Source organism: Streptomyces cirratus, assembly GCF_014650775.1.
Classification (GTDB): Bacteria; Actinomycetota; Actinomycetes; order Streptomycetales; family Streptomycetaceae; genus Streptomyces; species Streptomyces cirratus.
Genome location: NZ_BMVP01000033.1, coordinates 1 through 15,569, shown reverse-complemented (window position 1 = coordinate 15,569; position 15,569 = coordinate 1). Strand labels below are relative to the sequence as shown.

Sequence of the window (15,569 nt, the reverse complement as noted above, 5' to 3'; positions counted from 1 at the left end):
TGTGGCTGGGCTCCGTCAAGTCGAACATGGGCCACACCCAGGCGGCGGCGGGTGTGGCGGGCATCATCAAGATGGTCATGGCTATGGACCACGGCGTCCTGCCGGCCACGTTGCACGCGCAGACGCCCTCCGACCAGGTCGACTGGTCGGCCGGAGACGTCGAACTGCTCACCGAGGCCCGCGAATGGGCCACACCGGGCGGAGTACGGCGGGCCGGCGTGTCCTCGTTCGGGATCAGCGGAACCAATGCCCACGTCATCATCGAGCAGGCTCCGCGCGAGGAAGCCGCCGTCACCGCCGTCGAACCCGTCCCGTCCCTGCCCGTCGTCCCCTGGCCGGTCTCCGGATCCACCCCCGAAGCCCTGCGGGCCCAAGCCGACCGCCTGCGCGAACGCCTCGATGACCTCTCGGACGAGGAACTCGCCCCCGCCGCCGCGACGCTGGCCACCGGACGGGCCGCGCTGGAGCACCGCGCCGTCGCCCTCGGCGCCGACCGTGCCGAACTCGCCCGCTCACTGGAAGTCCTCGCAGCAGGCACCGGGACCGGAGTCGGAGCAGCCCAGGACGGCAGGACGGCCTTCCTGTTCACGGGCCAGGGCGCCCAACGCCTCGGCATGGGCCGTGAACTGTACGAGGCTTTCCCCGCGTTCACCGGCGCCTTCGACGCCGTGTGCGCCGAAATCGACCGGCACCTCGGCCGGTCACTGCGGGACGTGGTGTGGGGTGAGGACACGGACGCGCTGAACGCGACCGCGCTGACCCAGCCCGCCCTGTTCGCCCTCGAAGTGGCCCTGTACCGGCTGGTGGAGACATGGGGCATGACGCCCGACGCCGTCGCCGGTCACTCCATCGGCGAACTGGCCGCCGCCCACGTCGCAGGTGTGCTGTCGCTGGCCGACGCGTCCCGACTCGTCGTCGCGCGGGGCCGGTTGATGCAGGCGCTCCCCGCCGGGGGCGCGATGCTCGCCGTCCAGGCCACCGAGGAAGAGGTCCTGCCGCAGCTGACCGAAGGCGTCGGTATCGCGGCGGTCAACGGGCCGCGTTCGGTGGTGATCTCCGGTGCGGAGGCCGCGGTACTGGCCGTCGGTGAACACTTCACCACCGCCGGCCGCAAGACCAGCCGACTGGCCGTCTCGCACGCCTTCCACTCGGTCCTCATGGACCCGATGCTGGACGAATTCCGCGCCCTGGCCGCGGACGTGACCTTCCACGCGCCCCGCATCCCGCTGGTCGTCTCCACCGTCACCGGCGAGGCATCCACCCAGTGGCAGGACCCGGAGTACTGGGTCCGCCAGGTCCGAGAGCCCGTACGGTTCGCGGACGCCGTACGCCGCGCCGAGGAGCTCGGCGTACGCACCTTCGTGGAGATCGGCCCCGACGCCGTCCTGACCGCGCTCGGCGCCGGCTGCGTCAGCGGCGACGACACCGTCTTCATCGCCCTGCTGCGACGCGACCGCGACGAAGCACGCGAGACGCTGGCCGGCACCGGAGCGGCCTGGGCGCGCGGTACCACCGTCGACTGGGCCGCCCTCCTCGGCCGGCCGGGCCGCTCCGGCCCCCTCGTGGACCTGCCCACGTACGCCTTCCAGCGCAAGCGCTACTGGCTCGACGTACCGGCCCGGACCGGCGACGTCGGCTCCGCCGGCCTCGACCCCCTCGACCACCCCGTCCTCAGCGCCGCCGTCCTGTCGCCCGAGTCGGGCTCCGTCGTCCTTACGGGCCGGCTGTCGACGGCCGGACAGCCCTGGGTCGCCGACCACGCCGTGCACGGCGCGGTCCTGCTGCCCGGGACCGGGTTCGTGGAACTCGCAGTACGCCTCGGCGACCAGGTCGGCTGCGACCTCCTGGAGGAACTGACGCTGGAGGCACCCCTCGTCCTGCCGGCGTCCGGCGGCGCCTCCCTGCGCGTGGCCGCCGGCGCCCCCGACGCGACGGGCCGCCGGCCGCTGCACATCCACTCCCGTCTCGACGGCGCACCGCAGGACGCCTGGACCCGCCACGCCACCGGCTTCCTGGCCACCGGAACGCCCCCGCACACCGACGCCGACCTCACCCAATGGCCGCCCCGCGGAGCCACGCCCGTCGAGGTCGCGGGAGCCTACGAGCGGCTGCGGGAACGCGGCTACGGCTACGGACCCGCCTTCCAGGGCCTCAAGGCGGCCTGGCGTCGCGGCGACGAACTGTTCGCCGAGGTCGAACTGCCCGACGCGGTGCGCACCGAGGCCGGACAGTACGGACTGCACCCCGCGCTCCTGGACACCGCGATGCACGTCGACGTCCTCGTCGACCAGGGCGAGGGCGGAACCGAGGCCCTGCTGCCCTTCGCGTGGAGCGGCGTCAGCCTGCACGCGACCGGCGCGGCCGCACTGCGCGTCCACGTACGCCGCATCCGCGGCGCCGAGGAGTCGGCGATGACCGTCGCCGACGAGACCGGCCGCCCGGTCATGACCGTGTCCTCGCTGATCTGCCGGCCCGTGTCCGCCGAACAACTGGAGCCGGCCGACGGCACCGTCTCCGACGACCTGCACCACATCGAGTGGACCACCCTGCCCGCGCCCGCCGTGCCCGGCGACCCCTCCGCCGTCGTCCTGGACGAATACGGGCTGGCCATCCTCGCCGACACCCCCGCCGTCGCCCTGGCGTGCCGTACCACCCCGGCCGGACAGCCCGTACCCGAAGCGGCCCGCGCGAACACCGCCTACGTACTGGGCCAGCTACAGTCGTGGCTCGCCGACGAGCGGTTCGCGGCCTCCACCCTCGTCGTCGTCTCCCGCGGCGCGGTCACCACCGATCCCGGCACCACCCCCGACCTCACCCAGGCCCCCGTGTGGGGTCTGGTGCGGGCCGCGCAGGCGGAGAACCCCGGCCGGATCGTGCTGCTCGACACCGACCCCGACGACCCCACCGCGGCCGCCGACACCGACCCCGGCCTCATCGCACAGGCCCTGGCGCAGGGCGAGCCCGAACTCGCCCTGCGCGCCGGCCGCTTCCTCACCCCCCGGCTCGTCAAGACGGCCGTCCCCGAGGCGCCGTCCCCCTGGACCGGCGAAGGGACCGTCCTCGTCACCGGCGGCACCGGGGGCCTCGGCGCCCGCGTCGCCGAGCACCTCGTCACCCACCACGGCGTCCGGCACCTGCTCCTCACCAGCCGCCGCGGCGCCGAAGCCCCCGGAGCCCCCGCACTGCGGGACCGGCTCCTCGGAGCCGGAGCCCAAGAGGTACGCATCGCGGCCTGCGACGCGGCCGACCGGACCGCACTGGCCGACGTCCTCGCCGCGATCCCCGACGCACACCCGCTCACCGCAGTCGTGCACGCCGCGGGCGTAGTGGACCCCGGCCTGACCGCCACGCTCACCCCGGAACGCCTGGACACCGTCATGCGGCCCAAGGCCGACGCCGCCTGGCACCTGCACGAGCTGACCGAGGGCCTGGACCTGACCGCGTTCGTACTGTTCTCCTCCGCCGGCGGACTCGTCCTGCCCGCCGGACAGGGCAACTACGCCGCCGCCAACGTCTTCCTGGACGCGCTCGCCGCCCACCGGCGAGCGGGAGGACAAGCAGGTACCGCGCTCGCCTACGGGCTGTGGGCGGTCAACACCGGTCTCGGCGGCGAACTCACCGACGCCGACCTGGAGAAGATGAAGCGGCTCGGCCTGCCCGCCCTGCCCGCCGACCGCGGCCTCGAACTGTTCGACGAAGCCCTGCGCACCCGGCACGCGCTGCTCGCCCCCCTGCCCATCGACCCGGCACAGCTCCACGCCCGCGGCGCCGACATCCCGCCGCTGCTGCGCGGCACGACCCGGCCCGCGACCCGGCGCGCCGCCGCCCAAACCGCCCCGGCCGGCGACGGCCTGGCCCGCAAGCTCGCCGCCCTCACCCCGGCCGAACGTGAACGGACACTGCTGGAGCTGGTCGCCACCCAGGTCGCTGCCGTCCTCGGCCACGAAAGCACCGACACCGTCGGAGCGGACCGCGCCTTCAAGGAGCTCGGCTTCGACTCCCTGGCGGCCGTCGAACTGCGCAACGCGCTGAACGCCGCCACCGGACTCCGCCTGCCCGTGACCCTCGTCTTCGACTACCCGACCGCCCGCGCCGTAGCCGACCACCTCGCCGGCGCATTCGGCACCGACGACACGGAGCGGACCCCCGCGCAGACCGCCGCCCCCGCCGCGTACTCCGACGACGAACCGATCGCGATCGTCGGCATCAGCTGCCGGTTCCCCGGCGGCGTGCGCTCCGCCGAGGACCTGTGGGACCTCGTCGCCGAAGGCCGCGACGCCATCGCCGACTTCCCCGCCGACCGCGGCTGGGACACCGACGCCATCTACGACCCGGAACCCGGCCTGCACGGCAAGACCTACGCCCGCGAAGGCGGATTCCTCTACGACGCCGCCGAGTTCGACCCGGCCTTCTTCGGCATCAGCCCCCGCGAGGCCATCGCGATGGACCCCCAGCAGCGGCTGCTCCTGCAAGCCGCCTGGGAGGCCTTCGAACGCGCCGGCATCGACCCCTCCGCCATGCGCGGCAGCCAGACCGGTGTCTACGCCGGCGTGATGTACCACGACTACGGCTCCCGCCTCCAGCACATCCCCGACGACGTCGCCGGCTACCTCGGCAACGGCACCGCGGCCTCCATCCTGACCGGCCGCGTCGCCTACACCCTCGGTCTCGAAGGCCCCGCCGTCAGCGTCGACACCGCGTGCTCGTCCTCGCTGGTCGCCCTCCACATGGCCTGCCAGGCACTGCGCCGCGGCGAGGTCGAGATGGCACTGGCCGGAGGCGTCACCGTGATGTCGACGCCCGAGATCTACGTCGAGTTCGCCCAGCAGCGCGGCCTGTCCGCCGACGGCCGCTGCAAGGCCTTCGCGGGCGGCGCCGACGGCACCGGCTGGGCGGAGGGCGTAGGACTGCTCCTGGTCGAGCGGCTCTCTGACGCGCAGCGGCTCGGCCACGACGTACTCGCCGTGATCCGTGGCTCCGCCATCAACCAGGACGGTGCCAGCAACGGCCTGACCGCCCCCAACGGGCCCTCGCAGCAGCGCGTCATCCAGCGCGCCCTCGCCTCCGGCGGCCTCACCACTGCCGACGTGGACCTCGTCGAAGGCCACGGCACGGGCACCCGGCTGGGCGACCCCATCGAGGCACAAGCCCTCCTCGCCACGTACGGGCAGGGGCGGGCCGCCGACGACCCGGTGTGGCTGGGCTCCATCAAGTCCAACATCGGACACGCCCAGGCGGCGGCCGGTGTCAGCGGCGTCATCAAGTCCGTGATGGCCCTGCGCAACGGGCTGATGCCCAAGACCCTGCACGTGGACGAGCCCTCACCCGAGGTCGACTGGGAAGCCGGCAACGTCCGCCTGCTGACGGAGGCCCGGCCGTGGCCCCGCCGCGCGGACCGGCCGCGCAGGGCCACCGTCTCCTCCTTCGGCCTCAGCGGCACCAACGCCCACCTCATCGTCGAGGAGGCCCCGGACGCCGTCCCGGCCGAGGCGGTGGCGGGCGACCTGCCTGCCCTGCCGTTGCTGCTGTCCGGAGCCGACCCGCAGGCACCGTCCCGCCAGGCCCAGGAGCTGCACGCCCTGCTCCTCGCCGCACCGGAGATCAACCTCGGCGGTGTCGCCCGTACCCTCGCGACGGGCCGGGCGGCGCTGGAACACCGCGCGGTGGTCGTGGCCACCGGAGGGGACCGCGAGAGCGCGCTGCGGGGGCTGGCTGCGCTCGCTGCCGGGGACGGCATACGGGGCTCCGCGCGAGCCGGCGGCCGGACGGCGTTCTTGTTCACGGGGCAGGGTGCGCAGCGGCTCGGGATGGGGCGTGAGCTGTACGAGGCGTTCCCGGTGTTCGCGTCGGCGTTCGACGCGGTGTGTGGGGAGGTCGACCGGCACCTGGGGCGGTCGTTGCGTGAGGTGGTGTGGGGTGAGGATGCGGAGGCGCTGAATGCCACCGCTCTGACGCAGCCCGCGCTGTTCGCGCTCGAAGTGGCGCTGTACCGGCTGGTGGAGGCGTGGGGTGTGAAGCCTGACCTTGTCGCCGGTCACTCCATCGGTGAGCTGGCCGCCGCTCATGTCGCGGGCGTGCTGTCCCTGGCTGATGCGGCCGAACTGGTCGTGGCGCGTGGCCGGTTGATGCAGGCGCTGCCTGCTGGTGGGGCGATGCTCGCGCTGCAGGCCACGGAGGAGGAGGTGCTGCCGCTGCTGTCCGAGGGTGTCGGCATCGCGGCAGTCAACGGGCCGCAGTCGGTAGTGGTTTCGGGTGTCGAGGCTGGGGTGCTGGCCGTGGGCGAGCACTTCACGGCGGCCGGTCGCAAGACCAGCCGGCTGGCCGTCTCGCACGCCTTCCACTCGGCGCTCATGGATCCGATGCTGGACGAGTTCCGTGCTGTCGCTTCCCGACTGACGTTCTCCGCGCCGCGCATCCCCGTCGTCTCGACCGTCACGGGTGAGCAGTCGCAGGACTGGCAGTCGGCGGAGTACTGGGTCGGTCAGGTCCGCGAGGCGGTCCGCTTCGCAGACGCCGTACGCACGCTGGAGGCGCAGGGCGTCACCCGCTTCCTGGAGATCGGCCCGGACGGCGTCCTGACCGGTCTCGCCCAGCAGGGCGTGGACTCCGAACAGGTCGTCCTCGTATCCGCCCTCCGCAAGAACCGCCCCGAACCGGAAGCTCTGATGGCCGCCCTCGGGCAGCTGCACGCCACCGGCGTCCCCGTCGACTGGCAGGCCTTCTACGCCGGCACCGGCGCCCGGCGCGTCGATCTCCCCACGTACCCCTTCCTCCGGACCCGCTACTGGCTCGACGCTCCCGCCTCGGTCGGCGACGCGGCCGGGATGGGGCAGGCCCCGGCCGGGCACCCGCTGCTCAGCGCCGTACTGGCTTCCCCGGAGACCGGAGCCCCTGTGCTCACCGGCCGGATCTCCACGGCCACCCACCCCTGGCTGGCCGACCACGCCGTTCACGGCAGCGTCCTGCTCCCGGGCACCGCGTACGTCGAACTGGCGCTCCGGGCCGGAAGCGAGGTGGGCTGCGCCCAGCTGGAGGAACTCACCCAGGAAACACCGCTGTTGCTGCCCGGCAAGACTGGGGTCGCGGTACAGGTGGTCGTCGGTGAGGCGGACGCGTCCGGGCGTCGTGACGTAGCCCTCTACTCGCGGGCCGAGAACCTCTCGGCGGACGCGCCCTGGATCCGCAACGCCCGCGGCGTCCTCGCCCCGGAGCCGGCGGCGGCCGCCCCCGACCTGGAAGCCTGGCCGCCGGCCGGGGCCCGGCCCGTCGACGTCAGCGGGATGTACGAGGACCTCGCCGGACTCGGCTACGGGTACGGCCCCGTCTTCCAGGGCCTCAAGGCGGCCTGGCGGCGCGGCGACGAGCTGTACGCCGAGATCTCACTGCCCGCCGAGGCCCGCACCGACGCCGCTCTCTTCGCCCTTCACCCGGCACTTCTCGACGCCGCCCTGCACGCCGAGCGCATCTTCGATGAGGACGCCGACGGCCCGGTCCGGGCCGCCCTGCCCTTCGTCTGGACCGGCGTCACCCTGCACTCCACCGGTGCGTCCGCGCTGCGGGTGCGCCTCACCAAGCCGGGCCCCGACGCCGTCGCACTGCGGATCACCGCACCCACCGGCGAGCCCGTCGCCACCGTCGAGGCGCTGGTCGTGCGCGAGGTGTCGGCGCAGCAGCTGGCGGGCGACGGGTCGGGCGGCGACGGCACCCTGTTCCGCGTCGACTGGCAGCCGCACCAGCCGACCGCCGCTCCGGCCGCGACCACCGACGACTGGGTGGTGGTCGGGTCCGGGCTGCCGGGCCTGCGCCAGGTCACCTCACTCGCCGCCCTGGCCGATTTCGCCCCCGAGCATCGCGTTCCCGACGTGGTGGTGCTGACGGCGCCGGACGTCTCGGACGTCTTCGGCACCAACGCCGGGGTGCCCGAGCAGGTCCGCACCTCCGTGGGCCGGCTCCTCGACGGACTCGGGCAGTGGCTCGCCGACTCCCGCTTCGCCGACTCCCGCCTGGTCCTCGTCACCCGCAACGCCGTCCCCACCGCCCGGCCGGACACGGAACCCGTGGACTGCGTACAGGCACCCCTGTGGGGGGTGCTGCGCGCCGCACAGGCGGAGAACCCGGGCCGTTTCACCGTGGTCGACCTGGACGGGGAGCCCGAGTCGGTGGCCGCCCTGGCAGCCGCCGTCGCCTCCGCCGAACCGGAGATCGCCGTCCGACGGGGGGAGGTCCTCGTCCCGCGCTACGTCGCAGCGCCCGTCCGGGCCGCCGAACCGTCGGTGTGGGATCCGGCCGGGACCGTCCTGATCACCGGCGGTACCGGTCTGCTGGGCGCGGCCCTGGCCAGGCACCTGGTCGCCGCACAGGGCGTGCGCCACCTCGTGCTGACCAGCCGCCGCGGCGCGGACGCCCCCGGGGCCGCCGAACTGCGCGCGGAACTCGCCGCGGCGGGAGCGGACGTACGGGTCGTCGCCGTCGACGCGGCCGACCGGTACGCCCTGGCCGCGCTGCTGGACGAGATCCCGGCCGAGCACCCGCTCACGGGCGTCGTGCACGCCGCCGGAGTCATGGACAACGCGCTGGTCGGAGCCGTCACCAAGGAGCAGGTCAGCAAGGTGCTGCGGCCCAAGGTCGACGCCGCCTGGCACCTGCACGAACTGACGAAGGACCTGGGCCTCTCCGCCTTCGTGCTGTACTCCTCGGCCGGCGGCCAGATCCTGTCCGCCGGGCAGGCCACCTACGCGGCGGCGAACGTCTTCCTCGACGCGCTGGCCGCCGAGCGTCGCGCCGCCGGTCTCGCAGCGACCTCGCTCGCCTGGGGCCTGTGGGAAGGCACGGTCGGCGAGGGCCCGGAACTCACCGAGGCCGATCTGCGCCGCATGAGCCGCTCGGGCGTGCTGGAGCTGTCCTTCACCGACGGCCTGGCCCTGTTCGACTCGGCGCTCGCCCTGGACGAGGCCCTGCTGGCCCCCGTCCGGCTCGACCGCGCCGCACTGTCCCGGCGCGCCGACGAGATCCCGGCGCTGCTGCGCGCACTCGCGGGGCCGCCCGCCCGTCGGACCGCCCGGCCCACGGCGCTGCCCGCGACGGGCGCAGCAGACACCGGCGGCTCCCTCGTACGGGCCAAGCTCGCCCAGCTCCCCGCCGGGCCCGAGCGGGTCCGCTACGCGGAGGAACTCGTACGGGGCCACGCGGCAGCCGTCCTCGGACACGGCGACCCGGCAGGGGTCGGGGCGGACCGGGGCTTCACCGAGCTCGGACTCGACTCGCTCGGCGCGATCGAGCTGCGCAACCGGCTCCAGAAGGCGACCGGGCTGCGCCTGCCCGCCACCTTGATGTTCGACTACCCCAACTCGGCGGCCCTGGCCGGGTTCCTGCTGGACGAGCTGGAACCCGAGACGGAGGCCGCGAGCCCCTCCGCCGGACCGCACCTGGACGAGGACGGCATCAGGCGGGCCCTGCTGTCCATCCCCGCGGCGCGACTGCGCGAGTCCGGGCTGCTCGACGCCCTGCTGGGACTGGCGGGAGACCACGAAGCCGACTCCCTGGCGGCGGCCCCGCTCACCGCTCCCGAGACACCGGACCAGGGCGCGGCCATCGAGGACATGGGCGTCGACGACCTCATTCGTGCCGCCATGGCCGGCGGCGGCGAAGCCAGCTGAAACCGACCGGACCGACCCGGAATTCGAGGATGACGTGAGCACATCGGTGGAACAGGTCGTAGCGGCACTGCGCAAGTCACTCACGGACAACGAGCGACTGCGCGAAGAGAACGCACGGCTGACCGCGGCGGGCAACGACCCCATCGCGATCGTGGCCATGGCCTGCCGCTACCCCGGCGGCGCCGGCACGCCCGAGGGCCTGTGGCGGCTGGTGGCCGACGGCACCGACGCCGTATCCGGCTTCCCCGCCGACCGCGGCTGGGACCCGGACGTCTACGACCCCGAGCCGGGTGTGCCGGGCAAGTCGTACGCCCGCGACGGTGCGTTCCTCTACGACGCCGCCGCGTTCGACCCGGCGTTCTTCGGGATCTCCCCGCGCGAGGCGCTCACCATGGACCCCCAGCAGCGGCTGCTGCTGGAGATCTCCTGGGAGGCGATCGAGCGGGCGGGCGTCGACCCCACGCGGCTCAAGGGCAGCCGGACCGGCGTGTACGCCGGCGTGATGTACCACGACTACGCCGACGGCAGCGCGGGCAGCTTCGTCTCCGGCCGGACCGCCTACACGCTGGGCCTGGAGGGCCCCGCCGTCACCGTGGACACGGCGTGCTCGTCGTCCCTGGTGGCCCTGCACATGGCGGCCCAGGCCCTGAGGTCCGGGGAATGCGACCTGGCCCTGGCGGGCGGCGTGACCGTCATGTCCACCCCGGACATGCTCGTGTACTTCTCCGGCCAGCGCGGACTCGCTCCGGACGGCCGGTGCAAGCCGTTCGCCGCGGCCGCCGACGGCACCGGCTGGGGCGAGGGCGCGGGCGTCCTGCTGCTGGAGCGGCTCTCCGACGCCCGCAGAAACGGCCACCCGGTCCTCGCCCTCGTCAGCGGCTCCGCCGTCAACCAGGACGGCGCGTCCAGCGCCATGACCGTCCCGAACGGGCCGGCGCAGCAGCGGGTGATCCGCCAGGCGCTCGCCGACGCGGGGCTGACGGCGGCCGACGTCGACGCGGTGGAGGCGCACGGCACGGGCACCCGGCTGGGCGACCCCATCGAGGCGCAGGCGCTGCTGGCCACGTACGGCAGGAAGCGGCCGCAGGGACGGCCGCTGTGGCTGGGCTCGGTGAAGTCCAACTTCGGGCACACGCAGGCAGCGGCCGGTGTCGCGGGCGTCATCAAGATGGTGATGGCGATGCGGAACGGGGTACTGCCCCGGACCCTGCACGTCGACGCGCCGTCGGACCAGGTCGACTGGTCGGCGGGGGACGTGGAGCTGCTGACCGAGGCCCGGGAATGGCGGGCCGAGGGCCGTCCGCGCCGGGCGGGCGTCTCCTCGTTCGGCCTCAGCGGCACGAACGCGCACGTCATCGTGGAGCAGGCCCCGCAGGCACCGGTGGAAACCCCGGCCGGGGCGGATCGGCTCCCGCCGGTGACGCCGTGGCCGGTGTCCGCGAAGACCCCGCAGGCGCTGGCGGACCGGGCACGGGGGTTGCTGGAGGCGGTAGCAGGGGCCGACCACCGGGCCGGCGACGTCGGTCACTCCCTGGCGGCGACACGCTCGCTGTTCGAGCACCGGGCGGTGGTGACGGGCGATGGGGCGAGCCGCCTCGGTGCGCTGGCGGCCCTGGCGGCGGGGGAGGAGCACCCTGCCCTGGTTACGGGTCAGGCTCATCTCGGTGGCCGGACGGCGTTCTTGTTCACGGGGCAGGGTGCGCAGCGGCTGGGGATGGGGCGGGAGTTGTATGCCGCGTTCCCGGTGTTCGCGGAGGCTTTCGACGCGGTGTGTGGGGAGGTCGACCGGCACCTGGGGCGGTCGTTGCGTGAGGTGGTGTGGGGTGGGGATGCGGAGACGTTGAATGCCACCGCTCTGACGCAGCCTGCGCTGTTCGCGCTGGAAGTGGCGTTGTTCCGGCTGGTGGAGGCGTGGGGTGTGAAGCCTGACGTGGTCACCGGTCATTCCATCGGTGAGCTGGCCGCCGCTCATGTCGCGGGCGTGCTGTCCCTGGCTGATGCTGCGGAACTGGTGGTGGCGCGTGGCCGGTTGATGCAGGCGCTGCCCGGTGGTGGGGCGATGCTCGCGGTGCAGGCCACGGAGGAGGAGGTGCTGCCGCTCCTGTCCGAGGGTGTCGGGATCGCGGCAGTCAACGGGCCGCACTCGGTGGTGGTTTCCGGTGTTGAGGCCGCAGTACTGGCGCTGGGTGAGCACTTCACGGCGGCCGGTCGCAAGACCAGCCGCCTGGCCGTCTCGCACGCCTTCCACTCGGCGCTCATGGACCCGATGCTGGACGAGTTCCGTACCGTCGCATCCCGGTTGACCTATTCCGAGCCGCGTGTGGCGGCCGTCTCCACCGTGACGGGCCGGCCGGGTGCGCAGTGGCAGTCGCCCGAGTACTGGGTCGGTCAGGTCCGCGAGGCCGTCCGATTCACCGATGCGGTCGTGGCATTGGGCGAGCTGGGGGTGACCCGGTTCCTGGAGATCGGCCCGGACGGCATCCTGACCGGCCTCGCCCAGCAGGGCGTGGACTCCGAACAGGCCGTGCTCGTACCCGCCCTCCGCAAGAACCGGCCCGAGCTCGAAACCCTGATCTCCGCCCTCTCCCTGCTGCACGTGGACGGTGTGCGCGTCGACTGGGAGGCCTTCTACACCGGCACCGGCGCCCGGCGCGTCGACCTGCCGACCTACCCCTTCCAGCGCACCCGCTACTGGGTCGACGCCGTCCGTCCCGCAGGCCACGCGCCCGCCGCCGGGCTCTCCGCGCCCCAGCACCCCCTGCTCGGCGCCGTCGTGTCCCTGGCCGACTCCGGTGGGGTGGTCCTCACCGGCAGGCTCGCCTGTGCCGCCGAACCGTGGCTGGCCGATCACGTGGTGCGGGACGCGATCCTCTTCCCCGGCTCCGGGTTCGTGGAGCTCGCCGTCCGCGCCGGCGACCACGCCGGATGCGGCGTACTGGAAGAGCTCGCCCTGCACGCCCCGCTCGTCCTCCCCGAGGACGGTGCCGTCGCCGTACAGATCGTGGTCGGGGCGGCGGACGAGTCGGGGCGCCGGTCGGTCGGCGTTTACGCGCGGGAGGAGGGCACCCCCGGGACGGTCCCCGAGCGGGAGTGGACCCTGCACGCCGAGGGCGTGCTGGCCGACAGTGCGGACGCGCCCGCGTTCGACCTGACGGCGTGGCCCCCGCCCGGGGCGGATCCGCTGCCCCTCGACGGAGCCTACGAGACCCTGCGGGACCGTGGTCTGGCCTACGGGCAGGCCTTCCGGGGCCTGACAGCCGCCTGGCGGCTCGACGACGCGCTGTATGCGGAGGTCGTGCTCCCGCCCGAGGTGGCGGCGGACGCATACGGCGTGCACCCGGCGCTGCTCGACGCCGCGATGCACGCCGCGCTGGTGGACGCGAGAGAGGGCTCAGGCGACTCCGCTGACGGTGCCGCGACGGTGCTGCCGTTCGTGTGGAAGGACGTACGCCTGTACGCCGTCGGCTCGTCGGCGGTGCGCGTGCGCCTCACCCGGCCCACCCCGGACAGCCTGTCCCTGGAGGTGGCCGACGCCTCCGGAGCCCCCGTCGCGACGGTCGGCGGGGTCGTCGGCCGGGCGCTCGACGGAGCCGGGGCGCGGGCCGACGACCCGCTCTACCGCGTGGCGTGGCAGCCGGCCGACGCCGGGTCCACGGGGCGGTGGCTGCGTTGGGAGGACGCGCCGGCCGACGGCCCGGTCGAAGACACGGTGGTCTTCGACTGCGGAGTCCCGGAAGCCGATGTCGTGTCCGCCGTCCACGCCCTCTCCCACCGCGTCCTGGATGTGCTGCGGCAGTGGCTGGAGAACCCGCGCTTCTCGGAGGCGACCCTCGTCCTCGTCACCCGGGGTGCGGTGGCCGTCGAGGACGGTGAACCGGTCGATGTGAGACAGGCCCCCGTATGGGGTCTGGTGCGGGCGGCTCAGGCGGAGAACCCCGGCCGTTTCGTGCTGCTCGACACCGACGGCAGCGAGGACTTCGGGAGCGTCCTGGTCGAAGGCGAACCGGAGCTGGCCGTCCGCGCCGGGCGCACGTCCGTGCCGCGCCTGGTGCGCTCGGCCCACACCGCCGTCGCCCACTCCGCCAACGCCGTGGCCGACGTGTGGGACGGTACCGGCACCGTGCTGATCACCGGTGGCACCGGTGGACTGGGTGCCCTGATCGCCCGCCATCTGGTGGCCGAACACGGGGTGCGCCACCTGCTCCTGGTCGGGCGGCGCGGCCCCGATGCGCCGGGCGTCGCCGAACTGTCGGCTTCACTGACCGAGTTGGGCGCCTCGACCACGGTCGCCGCCTGCGACGTCGCGGACCGCGGAGCGCTGGCCGCCGTGCTGGACACCGTCGACCCGGCGCACCCGCTGCGCGGGATCGTGCACGCGGCGGGCGTACTGGACGACGGGATGCTGCCCTCCCTCACGCCCGAGCGGCTCAGCGCCGTCCTGGCGCCCAAGGCGGACGCCGCATGGCACCTGCACGAGCTGACCGAGTCACTGGAGCTCACCGCCTTCGTCCTCTTCTCCTCCATCGCCGGCACCCTCGGCTCGACGGGCCAGGCCAACTACGCCGCCGCCAACGCCTTCCTCGATGCTCTCGCCGCCCACCGCCGGGCCGGCGGGCTCCCGGCATCCGCACTGGCCTTCGGCCTGTGGGACACCGCAGGCGGCATGGCCACGCACCTCGGGGACGCCGAACTGGAGCGGATGCGGCAGGCCGGAACCCCCGCCATCCCCGCCGACCGCGGCCTCGCCCTCTTCGACGCCGCGCTCGCGTCGGGCGAGGCGGCGACCGTCCCCGTACGCCTGGACCTCGCCGTCCTGCGCGCCCACACCGACGAGCCCCCCGCCCTGCTGCGCCGACTCGTCCGGGCCCCCGGCCGCCGGGGCACCGCCCGTACCGGATCGGAGGCCCTGCGCGAGCGGCTCGCCGGTCTCACCGGAGCCGAACGCGCCACCGCCGTCCAGGACCTCGTCCGTACGCAGGTCGCGGCGGTCCTGGGCCATGCCTCGGACGACGCAGTCGAACCACACCGCGCCTTCGACGAGTTGGGCTTCGACTCCCTGACGGCCGTGGAACTGCGCAACCGGCTCGACAAGGCGACCGGGCTTCGGCTGCCCGCCACGCTGATCTTCGACTACCCGACGGCTGCGGCCGTCGCGGCACACATCGCAGAACTCCTCGACGGAGCCGGCGCGCAGGCGGCCCCGGCGCCGGTGCCCGCGTCCACCCGCACGACGGACGACGACCCGATCGTGATCGTCGGCATGGCCTGCCGCTACCCGGGCGGCGTCGACACCCCCGACGGTCTGTGGCGGCTGGTCGCCGACGGCGTGGACGCCATCGCCCCGCTGCCCGACGACCGGGGCTGGGACCCCGGCGTCTACGACCCCGAGCCGGGTGTGCCGGGCAAGTCGTACGCCCGTGACGGCGGCTTCCTCTACGACGCGGGCGCGTTCGACCCGGCGTTCTTCGGGATCTCCCCACGTGAGGCCCTGACCATGGACCCGCAGCAGCGGCTGCTGCTGGAGACCTCCTGGGAGGCGATCGAACGTGCGGGCGTGGACCCGGGCGCGCTCAGGGGCAGCCGGACCGGTGTGTACGCCGGTGTGATGTACCACGACTACGCCGGCGGCACGGCGGGCAGCCTGGTCTCCGGCCGCGTCGCCTACACCCTGGGCCTGGAGGGCCCGGCGGTCACCGTGGACACGGCGTGCTCGTCGTCCCTGGTGGCCCTGCACATGGCGGCCCAGGCCCTGAGGTCCGGGGAGTGCTCGCTGGCGCTCGCGGGCGGCGTCACCGTCATGTCGACCCCCGACATGCTCGTGTACTTCAGCGAGCAGCGCGGCCTCGCCTCCGACGGCCGGTGCAAGTCGTTCGGTGCGGGTGCCGACGGTACGGGCTGGGGTGAGGGTGCGGG

The 15,569-nt window shown here is 74.1% G+C and carries 2 protein-coding genes; both read left to right on the top strand.

The window, feature by feature from the left end; genetic code table 11:
- The coding region (locus IE207_RS32610) for a type I polyketide synthase (protein WP_190187947.1) at window positions 1–9,656 on the top strand (9,656 nt) is incomplete at its 5' end.
- Between the two features lie 34 nt (window positions 9,657–9,690).
- Window positions 9,691–15,569 (top strand): SDR family NAD(P)-dependent oxidoreductase (locus IE207_RS32605; RefSeq protein ID WP_190187946.1); only part of this gene is annotated, 5,879 nt, incomplete at its 3' end.